The organism is Curtobacterium sp. MCJR17_043 (assembly GCF_003224315.2).
Lineage (GTDB): Bacteria > Actinomycetota > Actinomycetes > Actinomycetales > Microbacteriaceae > Curtobacterium.
The window spans coordinates 2,160,569-2,183,640 of record NZ_CP126259.1 but is presented as its reverse complement, the minus strand read 5'-3'; the positions used below and the strand labels follow the sequence as shown (position 1 = coordinate 2,183,640).

The 23,072-nt window shown below is 70.1% G+C and carries 18 protein-coding genes and 5 pseudogenes; 11 read left to right on the top strand and 12 right to left on the bottom strand.

Annotated elements, in window-relative coordinates; all coding sequences use genetic code 11:
- The 4 genes and pseudogenes from DEJ15_RS11335 (at position 1) to DEJ15_RS11320 (ending at position 2,740) form a co-directional block, all read left to right on the top strand.
- A pseudogene (locus DEJ15_RS11335) lies at positions 1-1,220 on the top strand (phosphoglycerate kinase).
- Positions 1,217-1,996, top strand: coding sequence for a triose-phosphate isomerase (gene tpiA / locus DEJ15_RS11330; RefSeq protein WP_110825215.1), 780 nt, complete (start codon positions 1,217-1,219; stop codon positions 1,994-1,996). Before DEJ15_RS11335 ends, tpiA begins: the two are co-directional and overlap by 4 nt.
- A gap of 127 nt (positions 1,997-2,123) precedes the next feature.
- Positions 2,124-2,375: a preprotein translocase subunit SecG gene (gene secG / locus DEJ15_RS11325; protein WP_110825023.1), complete on the top strand. Its 252-nt coding sequence runs from the start codon at positions 2,124-2,126 to the stop codon at positions 2,373-2,375.
- A 1-nt stretch (position 2,376) separates the two neighbouring features.
- Positions 2,377-2,740, top strand: a pseudogene (locus DEJ15_RS11320) (RNA polymerase-binding protein RbpA).
- 282 nt (positions 2,741-3,022) lie between these two features.
- Here the strand turns inward: DEJ15_RS11320 and pgl are convergent.
- The 6 genes and pseudogenes from pgl to tkt all read right to left on the bottom strand — a co-directional run bounded on the left by pgl (position 3,023) and on the right by tkt (position 11,380).
- Positions 3,023-3,793, bottom strand: a complete 771-nt coding sequence (gene pgl / locus DEJ15_RS11315; RefSeq protein WP_110825021.1) for a 6-phosphogluconolactonase — start codon at positions 3,791-3,793, stop codon at positions 3,023-3,025.
- Between the two features lie 120 nt (positions 3,794-3,913).
- Positions 3,914-4,858, bottom strand: a complete 945-nt coding sequence (locus DEJ15_RS11310; protein ID WP_110825020.1) for a glucose-6-phosphate dehydrogenase assembly protein OpcA — start codon at positions 4,856-4,858, stop codon at positions 3,914-3,916.
- A pseudogene (gene zwf, locus DEJ15_RS11305) lies at positions 4,855-6,396 on the bottom strand (glucose-6-phosphate dehydrogenase). Before zwf ends, DEJ15_RS11310 begins: the two are co-directional and overlap by 4 nt.
- An 18-nt stretch (positions 6,397-6,414) precedes the next feature.
- Positions 6,415-8,015, bottom strand: a pseudogene (locus DEJ15_RS11300) (phosphoglucose isomerase-related protein).
- A gap of 2 nt (positions 8,016-8,017) precedes the next feature.
- Positions 8,018-9,130, bottom strand: a complete 1,113-nt coding sequence (gene tal / locus DEJ15_RS11295; protein ID WP_110825017.1) for a transaldolase — start codon at positions 9,128-9,130, stop codon at positions 8,018-8,020.
- Between the two features lie 153 nt (positions 9,131-9,283).
- A complete protein-coding gene (gene tkt, locus DEJ15_RS11290; RefSeq protein ID WP_110825016.1) occupies positions 9,284-11,380 on the bottom strand; it encodes a transketolase in 2,097 nt (698 codons plus the stop codon).
- 437 nt (positions 11,381-11,817) lie between these two features.
- Here tkt and DEJ15_RS11285 point away from each other — a divergent pair, with 437 nt between their 5' ends.
- The gene (locus DEJ15_RS11285; RefSeq protein ID WP_181419534.1) at positions 11,818-12,747 is read left to right on the top strand and encodes a heme o synthase; all 930 of its coding nucleotides are present in this window, start codon (positions 11,818-11,820) and stop codon (positions 12,745-12,747) included.
- A 571-nt stretch (positions 12,748-13,318) separates the two neighbouring features.
- Here the strand turns inward: DEJ15_RS11285 and DEJ15_RS11280 are convergent.
- Entirely contained in the window at positions 13,319-14,212 is an 894-nt protein-coding gene (locus DEJ15_RS11280) for a COX15/CtaA family protein (RefSeq protein WP_284175003.1), read from the bottom strand.
- A 321-nt stretch (positions 14,213-14,533) separates the two neighbouring features.
- Here DEJ15_RS11280 and sufB point away from each other — a divergent pair, with 321 nt between their 5' ends.
- The 5 genes from sufB to DEJ15_RS11255 are packed head-to-tail and all read left to right on the top strand — an operon-like array spanning position 14,534 to position 18,745.
- Positions 14,534-15,952, top strand: a complete 1,419-nt coding sequence (gene sufB / locus DEJ15_RS11275) for a Fe-S cluster assembly protein SufB (protein WP_110825013.1) — start codon at positions 14,534-14,536, stop codon at positions 15,950-15,952.
- Complete coding sequence (gene sufD, locus DEJ15_RS11270) at positions 15,953-17,260, top strand: Fe-S cluster assembly protein SufD (protein WP_110825012.1); 1,308 nt, start codon at positions 15,953-15,955, stop codon at positions 17,258-17,260. It abuts the gene before it with no gap.
- On the top strand, positions 17,260-17,586 hold the full coding sequence (locus DEJ15_RS11265) for a non-heme iron oxygenase ferredoxin subunit (protein ID WP_110825011.1): 327 nt from the start codon (positions 17,260-17,262) through the stop codon (positions 17,584-17,586). Before sufD ends, DEJ15_RS11265 begins: the two co-directional genes overlap by 1 nt.
- A 56-nt stretch (positions 17,587-17,642) precedes the next feature.
- Positions 17,643-18,413 (top strand): Fe-S cluster assembly ATPase SufC, encoded by a 771-nt coding sequence (gene sufC, locus DEJ15_RS11260; RefSeq protein ID WP_110825010.1) that lies wholly within the window; start codon positions 17,643-17,645, stop codon positions 18,411-18,413.
- A gap of 2 nt (positions 18,414-18,415) precedes the next feature.
- Positions 18,416-18,745 (top strand): metal-sulfur cluster assembly factor, encoded by a 330-nt coding sequence (locus DEJ15_RS11255; RefSeq protein WP_110825214.1) that lies wholly within the window; start codon positions 18,416-18,418, stop codon positions 18,743-18,745.
- Between the two features lie 76 nt (positions 18,746-18,821).
- Here DEJ15_RS11255 and DEJ15_RS11250 read toward each other — a convergent pair whose 3' ends face one another.
- The gene (locus tag DEJ15_RS11250) at positions 18,822-19,421 is read right to left on the bottom strand and encodes a biotin transporter BioY (protein ID WP_110825009.1); all 600 of its coding nucleotides are present in this window, start codon (positions 19,419-19,421) and stop codon (positions 18,822-18,824) included.
- Positions 19,422-19,535: 114 nt separating this feature from the next.
- Here DEJ15_RS11250 and DEJ15_RS11245 point away from each other — a divergent pair, with 114 nt between their 5' ends.
- Entirely contained in the window at positions 19,536-21,134 is a 1,599-nt protein-coding gene (locus tag DEJ15_RS11245; RefSeq protein ID WP_110825008.1) for an ABC-F family ATP-binding cassette domain-containing protein, read from the top strand.
- Between the two features lie 41 nt (positions 21,135-21,175).
- Here DEJ15_RS11245 and DEJ15_RS11240 read toward each other — a convergent pair whose 3' ends face one another.
- The 4 genes and pseudogenes from DEJ15_RS11240 to DEJ15_RS11230 form a co-directional block, all read right to left on the bottom strand.
- Positions 21,176-21,931, bottom strand: coding sequence for an SURF1 family protein (locus DEJ15_RS11240; protein ID WP_349814700.1), 756 nt, complete (start codon positions 21,929-21,931; stop codon positions 21,176-21,178).
- Positions 21,916-22,158, bottom strand: a pseudogene (locus DEJ15_RS18510) (SURF1 family cytochrome oxidase biogenesis protein); the annotation flags it as partial. The pseudogene DEJ15_RS18510 and the gene DEJ15_RS11240, both read right to left, overlap by 16 nt.
- The gene (locus DEJ15_RS11235; protein ID WP_110825213.1) at positions 22,155-22,430 is read right to left on the bottom strand and encodes a hypothetical protein; all 276 of its coding nucleotides are present in this window, start codon (positions 22,428-22,430) and stop codon (positions 22,155-22,157) included. The gene DEJ15_RS11235 and the pseudogene DEJ15_RS18510, both read right to left, overlap by 4 nt.
- The gene (locus tag DEJ15_RS11230; RefSeq protein WP_110825006.1) at positions 22,430-22,933 is read right to left on the bottom strand and encodes a DUF3099 domain-containing protein; all 504 of its coding nucleotides are present in this window, start codon (positions 22,931-22,933) and stop codon (positions 22,430-22,432) included. The genes DEJ15_RS11235 and DEJ15_RS11230 overlap by 1 nt, the downstream gene beginning before the upstream one ends.
- Between the last annotated feature and the right edge of the window lie 139 nt (positions 22,934-23,072).

Sequence of the window (23,072 nt, the reverse complement as noted above, 5' to 3'; positions counted from 1 at the left end):
ATGGCTCTCCGCACCCTCGAGGACCTCGGCGACCTCGCCGGCAAGCGCGTCGTCGTCCGCTGTGACCTGAACGTCCCGCTCAAGGACGGCACGATCACGGACGACGGCCGCGTGCGGGCGTCGCTCACCACGCTGAACACGCTGATCACCGCCGGTGCGCGTGTGATCGTCGTGTCGCACCTCGGTCGACCCGACGGCACTCCGGCCCCCCGAGTACTCGCTCGCGCCGGTCGCCCAGCGGCTGTCCGAACTGCTGGCGAAGCCGGTCACCTTCGTCGGCGAGACCGTCGGCGACGAGGCGACCGCGGCCGCCGAGGCCCTCGAGGACGGTGACGTCCTGCTGCTCGAGAACCTCCGGTTCAACCCGGAGGAGACCTCGAAGGACGCCGCCGAACGCGCCGCCTTCGCCGACCGCATCGCCGCACTCGGTGATGCGTTCGTCTCCGACGGCTTCGGCGTCGTGCACCGCAAGCAGGCCTCGGTGTACGAGCTGGCCGCTGCGCTCCCGAGCGCGGCAGGACAGCTCATCGAGCAGGAGCTCACCGTGCTCGAGCGTCTGACGAAGGACCCGGAGCGCCCGTACACGGTCGTGCTCGGCGGGTCGAAGGTCAGCGACAAGCTCGGCGTCATCGACCACCTGCTGCCCCGCGTCGACACCATCTGCATCGGTGGCGGCATGCTCTTCACCTTCCTCGCGGCGCAGGGCCACGGGGTCGCGAAGTCGTTGCTCGAGCAGGACCAGCTCGACACCGTGCGCGAGTACCTCTCGCGCGCGACCGAGCTCGGCGTGACGATCGACCTGCCGACGGACGTCGTGGTGGCCTCCGGGTTCGCCGCGGACGCCGAGCACGAGACGGTCGCGGCCGACGCGATCGAGTCCTCGTCCTTCGGTACCGACGGCATCGGCCTCGACATCGGCCCCGAGACCGCGGAACGGTTCGCCGCAGCGGTCTCCTCGTCGAAGACGGTGTTCTGGAACGGCCCGATGGGCGTGTTCGAGTTCCCCCGCCTTCGCAGCGGGTACGAAGACCGTCGCGCAGGCGCTGACCGAGGTCGACGGCCTCGGCGTCGTCGGTGGCGGCGACTCGGCAGCTGCCGTCCGCTCGCTCGGGTTCCGCGACGACCAGTTCGGGCACATCTCCACCGGCGGCGGAGCGAGTCTCGAGTTCCTCGAGGGCAAGTCGCTCCCCGGCCTCGAAGCGCTGGGGTGGACGGCATGACCCGCACGCCGTTCATCGCCGGCAACTGGAAGATGAACCTGGACCACCTCCAGGCCATCGCCACAGTGCAGAAGCTCGCGTGGACGCTGAAGGACGCTCGGCACGACCACGCCGACGTCGAGGTGGCGGTCTTCCCACCGTTCACGGACCTGCGGAGCGTGCAGACGCTCATCTCGGCCGACAAGCTGCCGATCGCCTTCGGCGCGCAGGACCTGTCACAGTACGACTCCGGCGCGTACACCGGCGACGTGTCCGGCGCGTTCCTCGCCGCGCTCGATGCGCAATACGTCATCGTCGGGCACTCCGAACGTCGCACCATGCACGGTGAGACGGACGAGGTCGTCGCGGCGAAGACGGCGGCGGCGGTCAAGCACGGCCTCGTCCCGGTGGTGTGCGTCGGCGAGACCGGTGAGCAGCGCGAACAGCGCGGCGCCGGTGTCGTGCCGGTCGAGCAGCTCGGGGTCGTCCTCGGTGCGGTGCAGCCCGCCGAGATCGTCGTGGCGTACGAACCGGTCTGGGCGATCGGCTCCGGCCAGGCGGCCACGGCCGAGCAGGCCCAGGACGAGTGCGCCGCACTGCGCCGTGGGATCGCAGCGGCGTGGGGCGACCAGGCCGCAGCCGACACCCGCGTCCTCTACGGCGGCTCGGTGAAGTCGGGCAACATCGCCGGCTTCCTCCGTGAGCCCGACATCGACGGCGCACTCGTCGGTGGCGCATCGCTCGACGTGCAGGAGTTCGCGGCGATCGCGCGCTTCCAGCAGCACGTGGGTCTCTAGAACGACCGCAGGAGGCGCGACGGGTCCGCCCGTCGCGCCTCGTGCTGTGCACACACCCCGTCCGGGTCCGGAGCGCAGCTCGCGTGACCGGTATACTCGGATGGCTGACTGACACGAAAGGTACGTCGTGGCGATACTCTCCGTCGTGCTGCAGGTCCTGCTCGCGATCACGAGCCTCCTGCTCACGCTCCTCATCCTCCTGCACAAGGGTCGCGGTGGCGGCCTCTCCGACATGTTCGGCGGTGGTGTGACGAGCAACCTCGGGGCATCCGGCGTCGCCGAGCGCAACCTGAACCGCATCACCGTGATCCTCGGGCTCCTCTGGATCTCGAGCATCATCGTGCTCGGTCTCATCAACAAGTTCACGGCAGGGAGCTGACATGGCATCCGGAGGAAGCGCTATCCGTGGGTCGCGCGTCGGCGCCGGCCCGATGGGCGAGCAGGACCGTGGCGTCCAGGCCGAGCGCGTCGCGATCTCGTACTGGGACGCGATGGGCAACGAGGTCGTGCGGTACTTCGCCGCGAACCTCCCCCGACGAGGAAATCCCGGAGACGGTCGACTCGCCGTCCACCGGTCTCCCGGCCGGTCGCGACAAGGAGAACCCGCCGCAGGTCGCGAAGACCGAGCCCTACAAGACGCACCTCGCGTACGTGAAGGAGCGTCGCACCGAGGAAGAGGCAGCGCAGCTCCTCGAGGACGCGCTGCAGCAGCTCCGTCAGCGCCGCGGCACCGCCGCCAAGTAACAGCAGACGTCCGAAGGCCCCCCACTCCGTCAGGAGCGGGGGCCTTCGTCGTCAGGGGAGGTCGCCGCGGTCGTCCTCGTCGGTTCGGGCCCCGTCGAGGTCGTATGACATGCCGCGCGCCGTCCGCCGAGGTCGCACAGCGTGCCGCCTACGGGCGCATGGCGCGGCAGTTCATGCGACCTCGACGAGCGGCCACCAGCCCGCTCCGCCGGTGGCGACCCCGCGACGGACGGGAGGCCCGGTACCAGCTGGTACCGGGCCTCCCGTCCGTCGTGCGGTGCGTCAGTACGTCGACGCGATGAGGTTCTCCGGGACGTCGCGTGCAGCGTCCTGGTCGACGAAGAAGACGGTGCGCTTGCGGCCCTGCACGCCGCCGACCGGGACCTCGTCCACGGCGGCACCGGCGAGGGCGAGGCCGAGCACGGATGCCTTCTCGGCGCCGGACAGGATCACCCAGACGCGCTGCGACGCGTTGATCACCGGGTAGGTGAGCGTCAGGCGCTGTGCCGGGGGCTTGGGCGAGTCGTCGACGGGCACGACCATGCGGTCGGTCACGCGGAGCTGCGGGAACTCCGGGAACAGCGACGCGGTGTGCCCGTCCGGACCGACCCCGAGCAGCGTGATGTCGAAGCGGGGCGCGTCGGCGGAGTCGGGAGCGGCGTCGTGCAGCTCGCGCTCGTACTGCGTCGCGGCCTCGTCGATGGTGAGGCCGGCGTCCGACGACGCCATCGGGTGGATGTTCTCGGCCGGGATGCTCACGTGGTCGAGGAAGTCCGTCTGCGTGCCGGCGTCGTTCCGGTCCGCGTCACCCGCGGGCACCCAGCGCTCGTCGACCCACCAGACGTGGACCTTCGACCAGTCGACGCTCTCCTGCGCCTGCGACTGCCCGATCGCCGCGAGGACGAGCGTGGAGACCGAACCACCGCTGATCGCGATGTCGGCCCGTCCCTGCTCGTCGAGCACGTCGATGAGCTTCGTGATGAAGCGTGCGGCGACGGAGGCGCCGAGGGCCTGCTTGTCGGGGTGCACCAGCACCCGCCGTTCGTTGGTCACGTGACTCCCGTGTTCGTGGTGCGGTCACCGGTGTGACCGCGGTCGGTCCGGCCGGCCGTCCGACCTGCCGACCTGACGGGCAGGGCGGGGGGAGGACGGACGGTCGGACCGTGGCGGTGGTCAGTCCGCGATGCGTTCGCGGAGCTTGGCCACCCCGTGCTTGACGACGTCTCCGAAGAGGACGTCCGGGTCGAGTCTACGGAGTTCCTCGGCCAGGCAGTCGCGCAGATTGCGGCGCGGCAGGGACAGGTCGTGCGTCGGCTGGCCGGGCATCGAGAGCGTCGCCACGTCGACCAGCGAGCGCTCGAGTTCGATGGTGCCGGAGTCGCGCACGAGCTTCACGCCGTGGATGCCGCTCGAACCCGTGGCCCGCGGCGAGGTCGTGACGTCGACCGGCACCTTGAGCTGCAGCCCGAGCCAGGCGGCGAGGAGCACCGTCGACGGGCTGTCGAACGCGCCGGAGACCTCCACCGCGGTGATCGGCTCGAACGGCGGCTGGTCGAGTGCTGCGGCCAGCTGGTTCCGCCACAGCGTGAGGCGGGTCCAGGCGAAGTCCGTGTCGCCGGGCGCGTAGGAGTCCGCGAGCGCCATGATCGCGCCGTTCGGGTCCTTCTGCGCCGCGGCGTCGGTGATCCGGCGCTGGGCGATCCGGCCGAGCGGCGAGACCGACGGCTTCTCCGGCGCGGCTTCCGGCCACCACGCCACGACGGGCGCGTCGGGCAGGAGGAGCCCGGTGACCAGGCTCTCCTCGTCCGCAGCGGTCTCGCCGTAGGCGCGGAGGACGATGACCTCGCTGGCACCCGCGTCACTGCCGACGCGGATCTGCGCGTCGAGACGGCCGGGGGATGCGATGTCGCCCTCGTTCTTCGACACGATGACGACGCGCATCGGGTGCTCGCGGGACGCCTGGTTCGCGGCCTCGATCGCCTCTTCCTCGCGGCCGAGAGCGGTCGAGACGACGAGGGTGAGCACGCGACCGAGTGCGACGGCGCCGCCCTCCTCGCGGATGTGCACCAGGGTCTTCTGGATCTTCGAGACCGTGGTGTTCGGCAGGTCGATCTTCATGGACGCCTCCAGGTCCGACCGTCGCGTGCGAGGAGCTCGTCGGCCGAAGCCGGGCCCCACGTGCCGGGACGGTACTGTTCGGGCTGGCCCTGTGTCCGCCAGAACTCCTCGATCGGGTCGAGGATCTTCCAGGACAGCTCGACCTCCTGGTGCCGCGGGAACAGCGGCGGGTCACCGAGGAGCACGTCGAGGATGAGCCGTTCGTAGGCCTCGGGGGGAGGCCTCGGTGAACGCGTGGCCGTAGCCGAAGTCCATCGTGACGTCGCGGACCTGCGTCCCGACGCCGGGGACCTTCGAGCCGAAGCGGAGCGTGACGCCCTCGTCCGGCTGCACGCGGATGACGAGCGCGTTCTGGCCGAGGGGCGACTGCTCGATGCCGAACACGTCCTCGGGCACGCGCTTGAACACGATCGCGATCTCGGTGACGCGGCGGCCGAGTCGCTTGCCGGCACGCAGGTAGAACGGAACCCCCCTGCCAGCGGCGGGTCGCGATGTCGAGACGGATGGCCGCGAAGGTCTCGGTCGTGGACTCGGGGTTCATGCCCGCTTCCTCGAGGAACCCGAGCACCTTCTCGCCGCCCTGCCACCCGCCGGCGTACTGCCCGCGGCTGGTCGCCGTGGACAGGTCCTCGGGCAGGCGGACCGCGGAGAGCACCTTCTCCTTCTCGGCACGGAGGTGTCCGGCCTTGAACGAGACGGGCTCCTCCATCGCCGTGAGGGCGAGGAGCTGTAGCAGGTGGTTCTGGATGACGTCCCGCGCCGCACCGATGCCGTCGTAGTAGGCGGCACGTCCGGCCACGCCGATGTCCTCGGCCATCGTGATCTGCACGTGGTCGACGTAGTTCGAGTTCCAGATGGGTTCGTACATCTGGTTCGCGAACCGGAGCGTCAGGAGGTTCTGGACGGTCTCCTTGCCGAGGTAGTGGTCGATGCGGAACACGTCGTCCGGCGCGAAGACGCTCTCGACGATCGCGTTCAGTTCGCGGGCCGTGCGGAGGTCCGAACCGAAGGGCTTCTCGACCACGACCCGGCTCCACGACCCGTCGCGCTTCTCGGTCAGCCCGGACAGCTTGAGCTGCTCGGTGACGACCGGGAACATCTTCGGCGGGATGGACAGGTAGAACGCGTGGTTCCCGAGGGTCCCGCGTTCGGCGTCCAGGGTGTCGACCGTCTCCTTGAGGAGCGTGAACGCCTCGGGGTCGTCGAAGGACCCCTGGACGAAGCGGATGCCCTGTTCGAGCTGACGCCAGACGTCCTCGTCGAACGGGGTCCGCGAGTGCTCCTTGACGGCGTCGTGGACGAGCTGGGAGAAGTCCTGGTCCTCCCAGTCACGCCGAGCGAACCCGACCAGCGCGAAGCCGGGCGGCAGTAGCCCCCCGGTTGGCGAGGTCGTAGACCGCGGGCATCAGCTTCTTGCGGGAGAGGTCTCCCGTGACTCCGAAGATGATGAGGGTGCTGGGACCCGCGATCCGGTTCAGTCGACGGTCCGTGGGCAGCCGGAGCGGGTTGTGCTCCGGGGTGATCGCCACCGGTGACATGTCGGTGAACTCCTTTGATCAGGTGGTGACTGCAGCCGTGATGACCGCCGTCGCTGCGGGGAGGTCCCGCGTCGACAGGGTCAGCACCGGGCGGCCGTGTTCGGCGAGGACACTCGCGTCGCCGGCGGCCTGGGCTCGGATGAGCCGACCGAAGGTGAAGGGGCGGCCGGGGACGGCCAGGTCGTCCTGCTCGTCGGAGACGATCTGCAGGAAGACGCCGTTCGCGGGACCGCCCTTGTGGTACTGGCCGGTCGAGTGCAGGAACCGGGGCCCGTACCCGAAGGTGACGGGACGGCCCGTGCGCTCGGCGAGGAGGTCGCGGAGGGCCTCCAGGCCGTGGCCGGCCGAACGGTCAACGTACGCCTGCACCGCCAGGTAGCCGTCCTCGCCGACCGCGGCCAGGAGGCTCGACACGGCCTGGGTGAGCGTCGCGCCGGTCTCGAGTCCGCCGGTCGCGGAGACCGCGATGCCGTCGTCCTCGAACGAGGGGGGCCGTCGTCTCGGCGGCGGGCGCGTCGAGCAGCGCCCGGGCCGCGACCTTGGCGGCCTCGACGTCGGGCTGGTCGAACGGGTTGATCCCGAGCAGGCGCCCGGCGACCGCGACCGCGTACTCCCAGACGAGGAACTGCCCGCCGAGCGTGCCCGTGATCTCGACCTCGCCGGCGGCGACGTGTCGTTCGTCCTCCCGGGAGCCCACCAGCCGGACGACCTGCAGGTCGGGCAGACCCGCGGTCACCTCGGGGGGAGTCGACGTCGAGGACGACCGGCAGCAGCCCGCGGCCGTCCTTGCCGGTGGACTCGGCGATGAGCTGTTCGACCCAGTCGCCGAAGCCGAGGATGTGCGTCCCGTCCGCGACGATCCCGATCTTGTCCCGGAGGGGAGCCGTCCCGCCGAGGACTGCTCCGAGCACGAGCCCGGGGTTCTCGTCGGTGTCGACCGCGAGGAGCACCGAGATGGCGTCGGCCTCGTCGAGTAGTTCGGCGATGTCGGCTCCGGCCAGACCGGCGGGGACGAGCCCGAACGCGGTGAGCGCGGAGTACCGACCGCCGACCGTAGGATCGGCGGTGAAGACCCGGTGACCGGCCTCGAGTGCCGTCGCCTCGAGCGCGGAGCCCGGGTCGGTGACGACGACGATCCGTCCGGCGGGGTTGATCCCGGCGTCCTGGAACGCCTGCTCGAACACCCGGCGCTGCGAGTCCGTCTCCACCGTCGAACCGGACTTCGACGACACGACGAGCACCGTGCGCTCGAGGTCGGTCAGCGCGGCGCGGACCTGCGCGGGATCGGTGGAGTCGAGGACGACGAGCGGGACCCCGGCCGTGCGGGTGATGACCTCTGGCGCGAGCGACGAGCCGCCCATGCCGGCGAGCACCACCCGGTCCACGCCCTGGGCGAGCAACTGCTCGCGCAGCGCGGCGACCTCGGCGACGAGCGGACGGGAGACGGAGACCGCCTCCACCCAGCCGAGGCGCTTCGACGCCTCGGCTTCCGCGGCGGGGCCCCACAGGGCGGCGTCCTGCGCCGTGATCCCGGACGCCACCAGGTCGGTGACGAGGCGCGGGACCACCGTGTCGATGGCCCGCGCCGCGTCACCGCTGGCGGCGATGGAGACGGTCACTCCTACTTGGCGTTCTCGAGCGCGGTCTGGACCGTGTCGACGAGCTCGCCCCACGAGACGTTGAACTTCTCGACGGCTTCCTTCTCGAGCAGCGCGACGACGTCGTCGTAGTCGACACCGACGGCAGCGAGCTGGTCCATGACCTGGTTCGCGTCGTCGAAGGTGCCGGCGATCGCGTCGCCGTGGACCTCGCCGTGGTCGAACGTCGCCTCGAGGGTCTTGCCCGGCATCGTGTTGACGGTGTTCGGGGCGGCGAGCTCGGTCACGTAGAGCGTGTCGGGCAGCGACGGGTCCTTGACGCCGGTCGAGGCCCACAGCGGGCGCTGCGTGTTCGCGCCGGACTCGAGCAGGCCGAGGGCACGCTCGGTCGCGAAGGCCTGGGTCCAGACCTGGTAGGCGAGCTGGGCGTTGGCGATGCCCGCCTTGGACTTGAGCGCGGTGGCCTCGTCGGAGCCGATGGCGTCGAGACGCTTGTCGATCTCGGAGTCGACGCGCGACACGAAGAACGACGCGACCGAGTGGATCTTCGACAGGTCGTGGCCGGCGGCCTTGGCCTTCTCGAGCCCGCCGAGGTAGGCGTCGATGACGGCGCGGTAGCGCTCGAGCGAGAAGATCAGGGTGACGTTGACCGAGATGCCCGCGCCGATGACCTCGGTGATGGCCTCGAGGCCGTCGACCGTCGCCGGGATCTTGATGAGGACGTTCTCCTTGCCGACCTTGTCGAACAGGAACTTCGCCTGCTCGATGGTCTTCGCCGTGTCGTGCGCGAGACCCGGCTCGACCTCGATCGAGACGCGGCCGTCGAAGCCGTTCGAGGAGGCGTAGATCGGGGCGAAGATGTCCGACGCGTCGGCGACGTCACGCGTCGTGATCTCGAAGATCGCGTTGGTCACGTCGGTACCGGCCGCGGCCAGCTCCTTGACCTGCGCGTCGTAGCGCTCGCCCTTGGCGAGGGCCGAGGCGAAGATCGTCGGGTTGGTGGTGACGCCGACGACGTTGCGGTCCGCGATGAGGTTCTCGAGACGGCCGGTCTCGAGGAGCTCGCGGGACAGGTCGTCGAGCCAGATGCTCACGCCGACGGCGGAGAGGGCTTCGGTGGGAGTGGTGTCAGTCATTCGCTTCTTCTCTTCTTCGTTTCGTTCGTCGGCTGCTCGAGCCGGGGTCTGTGCGGGGGGACGTGCCCCCCGGGACGGGAGGTCCGTGGCGGAGTCGCCGCGGGCCTCCCGTACGGAAGGGCCGGGCCCGGAGTCCGGGCCCGGCCCAGGGGGTCAGGAGGCTGCTGCGATCGATTCCTTGGCCGCCGAGACGACGTGCTCGGTGGTGAAGCCGAACTCCTCGAACAGCTTCTGGTAGTCGGCCGAGGCACCGAAGTGCTCGATCGACACGCTGCGACCGGCGTCACCGACGATGTCGCGCCAGCTCATCGCGATCCCGGCCTCGACCGAGACGCGGGCCTTGACGGCCTTCGGCAGGACCGACTCGCGGTACGCCTCGTCCTGCTCGTGGAACCACTCGAGCGACGGAGCCGAGACGACGCGGGCGTTGATGCCCTCGCCCTTGAGCTGCTCACGCGCGTCGAGCGCGATCTGCACCTCGGAACCGGTGCCGATGAGGATGACGTCCGGCGTGCCGTTCGGGGCCTCGGCCAGGACGTAGGCGCCCTTGGCGACGTTCTTCGCGGAGGCGAGCGTCTCGCCGGAGGCGTCGCCCTCACCACGCTCGAAGACCGGGAGGTTCTGACGGCTCAGCGCGATGCCGGCCGGGCGGTCCTGGTGCTTGAGCATCTCGAGCCAGGCGTACGCGACCTCGTTGGCGTCAGCGGGGCGGACGACGTCGAGACCCGGGATCGCACGGAGGGCGCTGATCTGCTCGATCGGCTGGTGCGTCGGGCCGTCCTCGCCGAGGGCGATGGAGTCGTGCGTCCAGACGTAGATCGCCGGCGCCTTCATGAGCGCGGCGAGACGGACCGCCGGACGCATGTAGTCGCTGAAGATGAGGAACGTGCCGCCGAAGGGACGGGTGTTCCCGTGCAGGACGATGCCGTTGAGGATCGAGCCCATGGCGTGCTCGCGGATGCCGAAGTGCAGGACGCGGCCGAACGGGTCGGTGGTCCAGGTCTTCGTCGTGGCCTCGGCCGGACCGAAGGACTTGCCGTCCTCGATCGTGGTCAGGTTCGACTCGGCCAGGTCGGCCGAACCGCCCCAGAACTCGGGCATGAGCGGCGCGATGGCGTTGATGACCTTGCCCGAGGCGGCACGGGTCGAGACGGCCTTCTCGGAGCTGAAGACCGGCAGTGCGGCCTCGAGGCCCTCCGGGAGCTCCTTCGCCTGGACGCGGTCGAAGAGCGCCTTCTTGTCGGCGTTGGCCGCGGCCCACGCGTCGAAGGACTTCTGCCACTCGGCGTGCTCGGCCTGGCCCTTGGCGATCGCACCACGGGTGTAGTCGAGGACCTCGGGGTCGACGTCGAAGGTCTTCTCGGGGTCGAAGCCCAGGACCTCCTTGAGGCCCTTGAGCTCGTCGGCGCCGAGTGCGGAGCCGTGGATCTTGCCGGAGTTCTGCTTGGTCGGCGACGGCCAACCGATGATCGTCTTGAGGACGATGAGCGACGGCTTGTCGTGGACCTGCTTCGCGGCCTCGACGGCGGCGTGGAGCGCTTCGGCGTCCTCGCTGTACTCGCCGGTCTTCTTCCAGTCGACGACCTGGACGTGCCAGCCGAGCGCCTCGTAGCGGGCGTGGACGTCCTCGGAGAACGCGATGTCGGTGTCGTCCTCGATCGAGATCTGGTTCGAGTCGTAGAAGGCGATGAGGTTGCCGAGCTGCTGGCGGCCCGCGAGGCTGGCGGCCTCGTTCGTGACGCCCTCCTGCATGTCACCGTCTCCGGCGATCACGTAGGTGTAGTGGTCGAACGGCGACTGGCCGGCCGGGGTCTCCGGGTCGAACAGGCCGCGCTCGAAGCGCTGCGCGTAGGCGAAGCCCACGGAGGAGGCGAGGCCCTGGCCGAGCGGGCCGGTCGTGATCTCGACGCCGTCGGTGTGGCCGTACTCCGGGTGGCCCGGGGTCTTCGAGCCCCACTTGCGCAGGTGCTGCAGGTCGTCGAGCTCGAGGCCGTAGCCGTGCAAGTAGAACTGCACGTACTGGAGGATCGAGGCGTGGCCTGCCGAGAGGATGAAGCGGTCGCGGCCGATCCACGTGGAGTCGCTCGGGTCGCGGCGCATCACCTTCTGGAACAGGAGGTGAGCCAGCGGCGCGAGGCTCATCGCGGTGCCGGGGTGACCGTTGCCGGCCGCCTCGACAGAGTCGGCGGCGAGGACGCGGGCCGTGTCGACGGCCTTCCGGTCGATGGCGTCCCAGGTGAATTCAGCCACTTGGATGTTGACCCTTCATTGATGCGACATGTGCGAGGGCTCGTGCCATCGCACGGACATGTTGCCGACCCGGGGCTCCGTCGCGGTGCCGTTGCCGGCAGCCGACCGGCTCGAACGCGGCCGACGTCATCGGGGCACGCTGCGGGAGGGCCTCTCCAGCATAGTGAACCGGCACTCAGAAGGTGTCCAGGTGACCGGCGAGGCTGGATGGTCATCGGGCTCCGGACCGACGACCGGGCGTGTCCGGCCGTCGGGGTAGTGGATGGCGGGATCGGGACGGGCGGCGGCGGGACATCGTCGTGGCGCCGTCGATCGCGTAAACTGTCGGTGAGCCGCGACCATTCCGCGGACACGCATGCCCGGACGCCGACGGTGCCGTCCACCCGAGCGTGCGGACTGCAGCGAAACAGACTGAGGTTCCCTTGCCGACTGCCACCGTGACCAGGCCAGACACCGTTCGTCGGTCGATGCTGTCCCGCAAGGTCCGGGCGTACGTCTCGCTCACCAAGCCGCGCGTCATGGAGTTGCTGCTCGTCACGACCGCACCCACGATGTTCCTCGCGGAACGGGGTGTGCCCGACCTGTGGCTCGTCTTCTGGACGATGCTCGGCGGCGCGATGTCGGCGGGCTCGGCCTCGGCCTTCAACTGCTACATCGACCGCGACATCGACCGGCTGATGAAGCGGACGAGCACCCGCCCGCTGGTGACCGGCGAGCTCTCCGACCGCGAGGCACTGGTCTTCTCGTGGGCACTCGGCATCGCGTCGACGGTGGTCCTCGTCGTCTTCGTGAACTGGCTCGCCGCCGCCCTCAGCATCGCCGCGATCCTCATCTACGTCTTCGTCTACACGCTCTGGCTCAAGCGCCGCACCCCGCAGAACATCGTCTGGGGCGGTTCCGCCGGGTGCATGCCCGTGCTCATCGGCTGGGCCGCCGTCACCGGGTCGCTGACGTGGGCACCGGTCATCCTGTTCATGGTCATCTTCCTCTGGACGCCGCCGCACTACTGGCCGCTCTCGATGAAGTACCGCGACGACTACGACGCCGCCGACGTCCCGATGCTCGCCGTCGTCCGCGGCCGCACGGTCGTCGGGCTCCAGGTCGTGCTGTACGCGTGGGCGACGCTGGTCTGCTCGCTGCTGCTCGTCCCCGTGGCGGCCATGGGCCCGCTGTACACCGTGGTCGCCCTCGCGGCCGGCATCTGGTTCGTCGTCGAGTCGCACATGCTGTACAACCGGGCGATCCAGCACATGGAGCAGGTGCAGCCGATGCGCGTGTTCCGCAGCTCGATCACCTACCTGACGTTGCTCTTCATCGCCGTGGGCATCGACCCGCTGCTGCCGCAGGTCTTCACCTTCACGATCTGAGGCGCGTCACGACGGCCCCGGTCTCCTCGGAGACCGGGGCCGTCGTGGACCGGCGCCGGCGGGGCGGGGGGAAGGACCCTCGAGCTGCACGCAGGTCCGCGCCACTCTCCACGAGGGAGACGGTGGCACGGTCCGGGTCTGCGGGGCCAGGGGGTGCGGCCCGTTCGCACGCGGTTCGTCCATCCCGGCTCGGTCCGGCCCGGCCAGGCTCGGTCCGGACCCGCGGGTCGGCCCGCGTCCGGATTCCGTCAGGGTGAGGACAGGAGGCACGCGACGGCCAGGATCACGACCGTCCCGCTCAGGACGGGAGGCACGGGCCAGGCAGGAGCACGCCACCCGTCCGGCTCAGGGCGGGACGCACGGGTCGGCCCGGAGCGTGTCAGCGGTCCGGCTCAGGACGGCAGGCGCGGATGGGTTCGAGGGTGCCGTCGGTCCGGCTCGGGACGGGCGCTGCGCGCCGACGCCGCCACCTGACTCGAGACGGGAGCCGTCGCTGGGACCGGTACGGGCCTCCCGTCCGGCTCGGGCCCCGGGATCGTCCCGCGGAGGACGTCCTGCCCGGCGCCGACCGTCAGGCGCGGACGGCCTGCCGTCCGGCACTCGACCGCGTCGAGAGCACCACGGCGGTCATCGCCGCCACGAGCAGCCCGGCGAGGACCATGTGGGCGCCGACCAGCCCGACCGGGAGCCCGGTCTTCGCCTGGGTGAGCCCGACGGCGATCTGGACGAACTCGACGACGAGGAGCAGGAGCGGAGTCCGGCTCGACATCCGCAGCCGCACCGCACCGATGACCAGGACGAGGGTGAGCGCGAACGTGACGTAGGCGGGGATCGCGTGGAGGTGCTGCAGGAGCTCGGTGTCGAAGCCGGTCCGGTGCAGTGCGCCGCCGTCGACGCGCTCGCTCGCCCCGGCGTGCGGTCCGCTGCCGGTCGTGAGGATCCCGACGAGGACCGTCACGGCGACGGCGACCACTGCACCTCGGACGACGCCGAAGTACCACGAGGGGACGATCCGGTCGCGCACCCGCGGGCCGTTGACCGATCGGTAGACCAGTGCGGCGGTGACGCTCGTGAGCACCGCGGAGACGACGAAGTGCAGCCCGACCACGTACGGGTTGAGGTTCGTGATGACCGACACGCCGCCGATCACGGCCTGGACCGGGATCGCTGCGCCCTGGGCGAACGCCAGCCAGAACAGTTCCGGCCGGGTCTTGCGCATGCGGACGACGGCCAGGAACATCGCGATCGCGACGATGACGAGCACGAAGGTCAGCAGACGGTTGCCGAACTCGATGACCCCGTGGATGCCCATCTCCGGCGTCGAGACGAGGGAGTCCGTCGTGCACTTCGGCCAGGTGGGGCACCCGAGACCGGACGCCGTCAGCCGGACGAGTCCGCCCGTGCCGATGAGGACGACCTCGACGACGAACGAGGCCCAGGCGAGGACGACGACGCGGCGGTCCACGGCCCGGGGGGAGCGACCACCAGCGGGTCGAGGTCGGGGTGTCCTGCTCGACGGACGGTGCGACGCGAGTCACGAGGGTGGTGCCTTCCTGTTGTTCCGGGCCCTGGACCTGTAGGATTCGAGGGTTCAGCAGCAGTCAAGTCTAGGCAGGCGCCGGCTCCGAAAGGGCCGAGATCGCCGCTCGATGCCAGGACTGCGTGGAAGCATCGACGTTGCGAGGCAGCAACACCCGGTCCGTCGTGTCGGCGGTCCGCGGTGGAATGGTGTCCGACACCACCGGGTTGTACGGAGACGCTGTTGCGAGAAGGAAACGAGGAGACCATGTCCGACGTGCTCATCGACCGTCCAGAACTCGAAGGGCTCGGCCAGTACGAATTCGGCTGGGCCGACTCCGACGCGGCCGGCGCCTCCGCCCGCCGCGGGCTCTCGGACGAGGTCGTCACCGACATCTCCGAGCGCAAGGGCGAACCGGAGTGGATGCGGGCGAACCGCCTCAAGGCGCTGAAGATCTTCGACCGCAAGCCGATGCCCTCCTGGGGTGCGGACCTGTCGGACATCGACTTCGACAACATCAAGTACTTCGTGAAGTCGACGGAGAACCAGGCCGAGTCGTGGGAGGACCTCCCCGAGGACATCCGGACGACCTACGAGCGTCTGGGCATCCCGGAGGCCGAGCGTCAGCGTCTCGTCGCCGGCGTCGCCGCGCAGTACGAGTCCGAGGTCGTCTACCACCAGATCCGCGAGGACCTGGAGCAGCAGGGTGTCATCTTCATGGACACCGACACGGCGCTGCGTGAGCACCCGGAGCTGTTCCAGGAGTACTTCGGCACCGTGATCCCGTCCGGTGACAACAAGTTCGCCGCGCTGAACACGGCCGTCTGGTCGGGTGGCTCGTTCGTCTACGTCCCGAAGGGCGTCCACGTCGAGATCCCGCTGCAGGCGTACTTCCGCATCAACACGGAGAACATGGGCCAGTTCGAGCGGACGCTGATCATCGCGGACGAGGACTCCTACATCCACTACATCGAGGGCTGCACCGCCCCGATCTACAAGTCGGACTCCCTGCACTCCGCCGTCGTCGAGATCATCGTGAAGAAGAACGCACGCGTGCGCTACACAACGATCCAGAACTGGTCGAACAACGTCTACAACCTCGTGACGAAGCGTGCGATCGCGCACGAGGGCGCCACCATGGAGTGGATCGACGGCAACATCGGCTCGAAGGTGACGATGAAGTACCCGTCGATCTACCTGGCCGGCGAGCACGCCAAGGGCGAGACCCTCTCGGTCGCCTTCGCGGGCCCGGGTCAGCACCAGGACGCCGGCGCGAAGATGATCCACATGGCGCCGTACACGACGTCGTCGATCGTCTCGAAGTCGATCGCCCGTGGTGGCGGTCGTGCCGGGTACCGCGGCGAGGTCCGCGTGGACCCTGCGGCGCACCACTCGGCGAACACCGTCCGCTGTGACGCGCTGCTCGTGGACACGGTCTCGCGCAGCGACACGTACCCGGCGATCGACATCCGCGTGGACGACGTGCAGCTCGGACACGAGGCCACGGTCTCCCGCGTCAGCGAGGAGCAGCTGTTCTACCTCATGTCGCGTGGCATGCCCGAGGACGAGGCCATGGCGATGATCGTGCGCGGGTTCATCGAGCCGATCGCTCGCGAGCTCCCGATGGAGTACGCACTCGAACTCAACAAGCTCATCGAGATGAGCATGGAAGGATCCGTCGGCTAGATGTCCAGCTCCACCCCTCCTCCCCACATCGACCAGCCGACGGAGCCCGCGAGCACGCTCACGTCGGGCGGTACGGACCAGCACGGCGCCCGGGCGCACTCCGACGGCGGCTGGGACACCAAGGTGCCGGTGCAGACGCGTTCCGAGCGGTTCCGCTCGGGAGACGTCGGCGCCTTCCCCGCCGTGACCGGCCGAGAGGTCAACTGGAAGTTCGCGCCGCTCGACAAGATCCGGCCGCTCCTCGAGGGCACGCTGGACGGCTCGGCGTACCCCTTCCTCGCGACCCAGTCCGCCGGCGCCGACGTCGAATGGGGTCGCAGCGACGACCCGCGCGTCGGTGGTGCCGGACTGCCGGAGGACCGGGCGGCCGCCGCTGCCTGGAGCGCCCGTGACGCCGTCCTCGCGATCACCGTGAAGGCGACCGGTGAACACGAGTCCATGACCGTGACGCGATCGGACTTCGGGACGCACGCGCGTGCCGCGCACACCGTGATCACGGCCGAGCAGCACGCCGAGGGCATCGTCGTGATCGACAACCGTGGGTCCGCGCTCCTCAGCGAGAACCTCGAGATCGTGGTCCGGGACGGCGCACGACTGACCGTCGTCACCGTGCAGGACTGGGACGACGACGCCGTGCACGTGTCGACCCACTTCGCCGAGGTCGGCCGCGATGCGTTCCTCAAGCACGTGGTGGTCTCGCTCGGCGGCGACGTCGTCCGCGTCAACCCGTCGACGCACCTCGGCGCGCAGGGCGCCGACGCGGAGATGTACGGGGTGTACTTCGCGGACGCCGGGCAGTACATCGAGCAGCAGGTGTACGTCGACCACGACGCACCGAACACCCGCAGCCGCGTCAACTACAAGGGTGCGTTGCAGGGCGCCGGCGCGCACACGGTGTGGATCGGGGACGTCCTGATCGGGCGGACCGCTCCGGGCACCGACTCGTACGAGCAGAACCGGAACCTCGTGCTCACCGACGGCACGCGCGCGGACAGCATCCCGAACCTCGAGATCGAGACCGGGGACATCGAGGGTGCCGGGCACGCCAGCGCCACCGGCCGCTTCGACGACGAGCAGCTCTTCTACCTGCAGGCCCGCGGCATCCCCGAGGAGGAGGCACGGCGTCTCGTCGTCCTCGGCTTCCTCGTCGAGGTCATCCAGAAGATCGGCGCGCCCGCGCTCGAGGAACGTCTGGTCGCCGCGGTCGAGCAGGAGCTCGCCGAGGGCCGGACGGTCCTCGCCGGGCCTGCCGCGGACCTGGTCGGCGCCGAGTCGACCGGTGCCGGGACGACCGGGGCCGACGCCTGATGGCCGAGAAGGTCTGCGCCGAGGGCGACATCGCCGTCGACAGCCCCATGCGGGTCGTCGTCGACGGCACGGCGGTCGCGATCGTCAAGGACTCCGCTGGGACCGTGCACGCCATCGGCGACACCTGCACCCACGGGGAGATCTCGCTGTCCGAGGGCTTCGTCGAGGACGACTCGCTCGAGTGCTGGGCGCACGGCTCGCAGTTCTCCCTGACGACCGGCAAGCCGAAGAACTTCCCGGCGTACGAGCCGGTCCCGGTCTTCCGGGTCGAGGTCCGGGACGGCGACGTCTACGTCGACGTCCACGACCCGGTCCCGGTCGACTGACCCGTCCACTTCTTCCGCGGCTGACGCCGCACCACAGCCACGACCGAAGGAACGCAATGTCCACTCTCGAAATCCGCGACCTGCAGGTCTCGATCGACACCGACCAGGGCACCAAGGAGATCCTCAAGGGCGTCGACCTGACGATCAACGAGGGCGAGATCCACGCGATCATGGGTCCGAACGGCTCCGGCAAGTCGACCCTCGCCTACACGATCGCCGGGCACCCGCGCTACCACGTGACCGGTGGATCGATCACGCTCGACGGGCAGGACGTCCTCGCGATGAGCGTCGACGAGCGCGCCCGAGCGGGCATGTTCCTCGCCATGCAGTACCCGGTGGAGATCCCCGGCGTCACGGTGTCGAACTTCCTCCGCACGGCGAAGACCGCGATCGACGGCGAGGCGCCCGCGCTCCGCGGTTGGGTCAAGGACCTCCGCTCGTCGATGGCCGACCTCAAGATGGACCCGTCCTTCGCGGAGCGCAACGTCAACGAGGGCTTCTCCGGTGGTGAGAAGAAGCGTCACGAGATCATGCAGCTCGAACTCCTCAAGCCGAAGTTCGCCGTGCTCGACGAGACCGACTCCGGCCTCGACGTCGATGCCCTGAAGATCGTGTCGGAGGGCGTCAACCGCGCGAAGGCCGCGACCGGGCTCGGCGTGCTGCTCATCACCCACTACACGCGCATCCTCCGCTACATCACGCCGGACTTCGTGCACGTGTTCGTCGCGGGCAAGGTCGCGGAGCAGGGCGGTCCGGAGCTGGCCGAGCGTCTCGAGAACGAGGGCTACGACCGCTACGTGCAGGCCGCTGCGGCCACGGCGGAGTGACGATGATCACGACACTCGCCCCCGAGAAGTTCGACGAGGTCGTCGAGGGCCTGAAGGAGGTCCAGGACCCGGAGCTCGGCGTGAACATCGTCGACCTCGGGCTCATCTACGACCTCGCCTGGGACGACGAAGCGAGCGCCCTCATCATCAGCATGACGCTGACGAGTGCGGGGTGCCCGTTGACCGACGTCATCGAGAACGACACGGCCAACGCCCTCGACGGCATCGTCGACGCCTTCCGGATCAACTGGGTCTGGATGCCGCCGTGGGGTCCGGAGCGGATCACCGACGACGGTCGCGAGATGATGCGCGCGCTCGGCTTCTCGATCTAGCCGACCAGCACGCACGACAGGAGGCCCGGTACCGACTGGTACCGGGCCTCCTGTCCGGACGTGGTCCGGAGCGCGATCAGCGGCGGCCGAGCGCCTTCCAGGCGAGGGGCAGCAGGCCAGCGGCGATGAGCGCCTTCGCGATGCCGCCGACGATGAAGGGGTAGAGACCCGCCGCGAGGACGGACTGCAGGTCGTTCGGAGCACCGAGGGCGCCGAGGGCCACCGCGAGGTAGGGCAGGCCGGTGACGAAGGGAACCGCACTCGCGAGCAGCATGGCCGCTGCGGCGCGACCGACCCCGCGGTCCCAGTTGCGGCGCGCGAGCCACCCGATGAGGCCGGCCGCGGGGATGAAGCCGATGACGTACCCGAAGCTCGGCAGGGTGAGGGCCTGCAGGCCGCCCTGGGCGTCGGCGAAGAACGGCGCACCGGCGAGCCCGGCGATCGCGTAGACGAGCATCGAGAGCACACCGCGGCGGGCTCCGAGGGTCGCGCCGACGAGGACGACGGCCAGGGTCTGCCCCGTGACGGGGACCGGCCACATCGGCACCTCGACCTGCGCGAGCGCGGCGGTGAACAGCGCGCCGCCCGCGACGAGCGCGGCGTCGGTGGCGAGGCCGTGCGTGCGCAGACGGTCGGCGAGGACTGCGCGGGGAGCGAACCCGGTGGCGTTCGTCATGGATTCTCCTAGAATGGACTGCTGGTCCGTTTCGGACCATCGGTCCCGTCAGCGTAGCGGTGCACCTCCCGCACACACCGTTGTGCACATCCACCAACTGATTGGACGACCTCTGTGCTTGCCGTGCACGACCTCGAGATCCGCGTCGGGGCTCGCCTCCTGATGGAGAACGTGTCCTTCCGCGTCGAGCGGGGGGACAAGATCGGCCTCGTCGGCCGCAACGGCGCCGGCAAGACCACGATGACCAAGGCGCTGGCGGGGGAGACCGCCCCGACCGACGGCAAGATCGACCGCTCCGGCGAGATCGGCTACCTGCCGCAGGACCCTCGGTCCGGCAACCCGGAGGACACGGCGCGGAAGCGCATCCTCGATGCCCGCGGTCTCGGCGAGCTCGTCGACGGGATCCGCAAGGCGACGATCGACATGGCCAGTGAGGACGCGGCGGTCGCCGAGAAGGCGATGAAGCGCTACTCGCGACTCGACGACGAGTTCAACGCCCTGGGCGGGTACGCAGCCGAGGCGGAAGCGGCGTCGATCGCCTCGAACCTGAAGTTGCCGGACCGCATCCTCGACCAGCAGCTGAAGACGCTGTCCGGTGGGCAGCGCCGCCGCATCGAGCTCGCGCGCATCCTGTTCTCCGACGCGGACACGATGATCCTCGACGAGCCGACCAACCACCTCGACGCGGACTCGGTCGTCTGGCTGCGCGAGCACCTCAAGACCTACCCCGGCGGCGTCATCGTGATCTCGCACGACGTCGAGCTCGTCGAAGAGGTCGTCAACCGCGTGTTCTACCTGGACGCCAACCGCCAGACCATCGACATCTACAACATGGGCTGGAAGCTGTACCAGCGGCAGCGCGTCGCCGACGAGGAGCGTCGCCGCAAGGAGCGCGCCGGTGCCGAGAAGAAGGCGGCGACGCTCAAGGACCAGGCCGCCCGCTTCGGTGCGAAGGCGTCGAAGGCGGCGGCAGCGCACCAGATGGTCGCTCGTGCCGAGAAGCTGCTCGCCGGTCTCGAGGACGAGCGTGTCGCAGACCGGGTGGCCAAGATCCGGTTCCCCACGCCGGCTCCCTGCGGCCGGACGCCGCTGATGGCCGAGGGGCTGTCGAAGTCCTACGGGTCGCTGGAGATCTTCGCGGGTGTCGACCTGGCGATCGACCGCGGTTCGCGCGTGGTCATCCTAGGCTTCAACGGCGCCGGCAAGACCACCCTCCTGCGCATCCTGGCCGGCGCGGACCAGCCGGACACGGGGCAGATCCAGCCCGGCCACGGCCTGCGCATCGGCTACTACGCCCAGGAGCACGAGAACATCGACGTCAACCGCACGGTGATCGAGAACATGGTCTCCGCGTCGACCGACCTCAACGAGACCGAGGCCCGTCGGGTGCTCGGCTCGTTCCTGTTCACGGGTGACGACGGCTACAAGAAGGCCGGCGTGCTCTCCGGCGGCGAGAAGACCCGCCTGTCGCTCGCGATGATCGTGGTCTCGGGCGCGAACGTGCTGCTGCTCGACGAGCCGACGAACAACCTCGACCCGGCGTCGCGCGAGGAGATCCTGGGTGCCCTGGCCGGCTTCGAGGGCGCCGTCGTCCTCGTGTCGCACGACGCCGGCGCGGTGGAGGCGCTCAACCCGGAGCGTGTCCTGCTGCTCCCGGACGGCACCGAGGACCACTGGAACAAGGAGTACGCGGAGCTCATCGAGCTCGCGTAGTGGCGCGGCGGATGCGCGGCCGAGCGCGGTGACCGGCCGGCTCAGCGCCGCGACTCGAGGAGCTCGTCCTCGATCTCGGCGTCCGACTTCGGCTTCGTCTCCTTGCGACGCTGCCGGTCGAGCGCGCGTTCCCGCTCCTCGGGGTCGTCCTGGTTGAGCTTCCGGTACTCCTGCAGCATGACGTAGCCGAGGAAGCCGAACCCGCCGACCGCGAACAGGAACCACTGGATGAAGTAGCTGAAGTGCAGGCCGGTGTCGGCGCTCGGGCGTTCCCACCCGAGCGGTCGGGCCTCGGCCGGCGCCGGGGACTCGCTGTCGAGCTGCCCGTAGGCACCGGTCCAGATGGGGTGTCCCGCCTTGTCCGCGACGTCGGCGAGCGTGACCGACTGCACCTGGTCGGAGCCCGCCGGGTCGCTGCGGCCGGGGATGCGTGGCTCGGACTCCTGCAACCGCACGACGACGCTCACGGTCCCGCTCGGCGGGGCGGGGACGTCGTCCGGGCTGTCCTGGCGGTTCCCCGTCGGCACCCAGCCGCGGTCCACGACGAACGCCCGGCCGTCGGCGGTGACGAGCGGGGTGAGCACCTCGAACCCGGGCTGACCGTTGTGCACCCGGTTCCGGACGAGCATCTGGTGGTCGGTGTCGTACCGGCCGGTGACGCTGACCCGGAGCCAGGTGAGGTCCTCGCGCCACGTGTCGGCGCGGGGGGAGGACGTCGTCGAGGGGGGACCGGAGCGTGGTCGTAGTTCGCGGCGATCTGGGCGTTCTGTCGGACCGCCTCGTTCCGACGGTCCCACTGCCACATGCCGAACAGGGCGCACACGACCGCGAAGGCGACGGCGATCGCGAAGTACCCGAGCCACCGGCGGCTCCGGACGAAGCGCCACCCGACGAACGGCTCGCCCGGTCTCCCGGTGCCGTCGCTGTGGTCGTCCGTGTCCGCGGCGGGACGCGCGGCGGCCCGGCGGAGCCGCTCTGCATGGCGGCGACCGTACCGGGATCCGGGGTCGAAGCCGTCCGTCATCGCCCGTCACCCGCGGCGCGGGCCGCGGTGTCGTCGAGGTCGTCCACGTCCTCGTCGATGCCGGTCACCCGCACGGGGAAGGACCGGGACCGGAGGTAGTCCGCGAGGAAGCCGCGGTGTTCGTCACACGCCGCCCAGATCTTCACCCGGTCGGCAGCGTGGATGCGCGGGTTGCGCCAGTTCACACGCCAGGCCGCCGTCGACGAGCACCCGGCCCGCGAGCAGACCGGCGTCGCCCCGGGCTCGGTGAACAGGTCGAACGTCGCTCCCATCAGCGGCGGCCGCCGTTGCGCGTCGGCCACACCCGTGACCGGTCGCCGTTGCGCTGCCAGTCCTCCTGCGCGCGCTGCGCGGCGTCGCGGAGCCGCTCCTGCTCGGAACGGTACGCCTGGGCGCGGGCTTCTTCCTGCTCGTCGCGGAGGCGGGTGTCAGCGGCGTACAGCTCGACCGCTCCGCCGGGGCGGACGACGTCGCCGCCGGTCCGGTTGCCCGCGTTCGCGAGGACGACGGCCACCCAGGGCACGATCGCTGCCGCGACGATGGGCACGACCGCGATCCAGCTGTGCCAGGCGCTCCAGATGAGCACCGCCGCCACGAAGCAGAGGACGCGGAACGCCATCTGCCAGACGTAGCGGGAGAGCCGGTGGGCGCGGTCGATCTCCGGGTTGTCGGGGAGGGTCGTGACGTTCTGCGCGGCCGTCGGGCGCGCGGTGACGTGCTCCGGGGTCGTGCGCTGGAGCTGGATGCGCTGCGTGCTCTGCGTCTTGCGGTTCATGCGGTGGGGTCTCCGTCTGCCGGCCTCCAGTTTACGCCCGGGGTACGACAACGGCGGGCCCGTGCGGGGACCGGCCGTTCGCCCGGAGCGCACCGCTAGGCTCGTGCGGGCGTGTCCGGGCCCGGCGTCCGCGACCGCC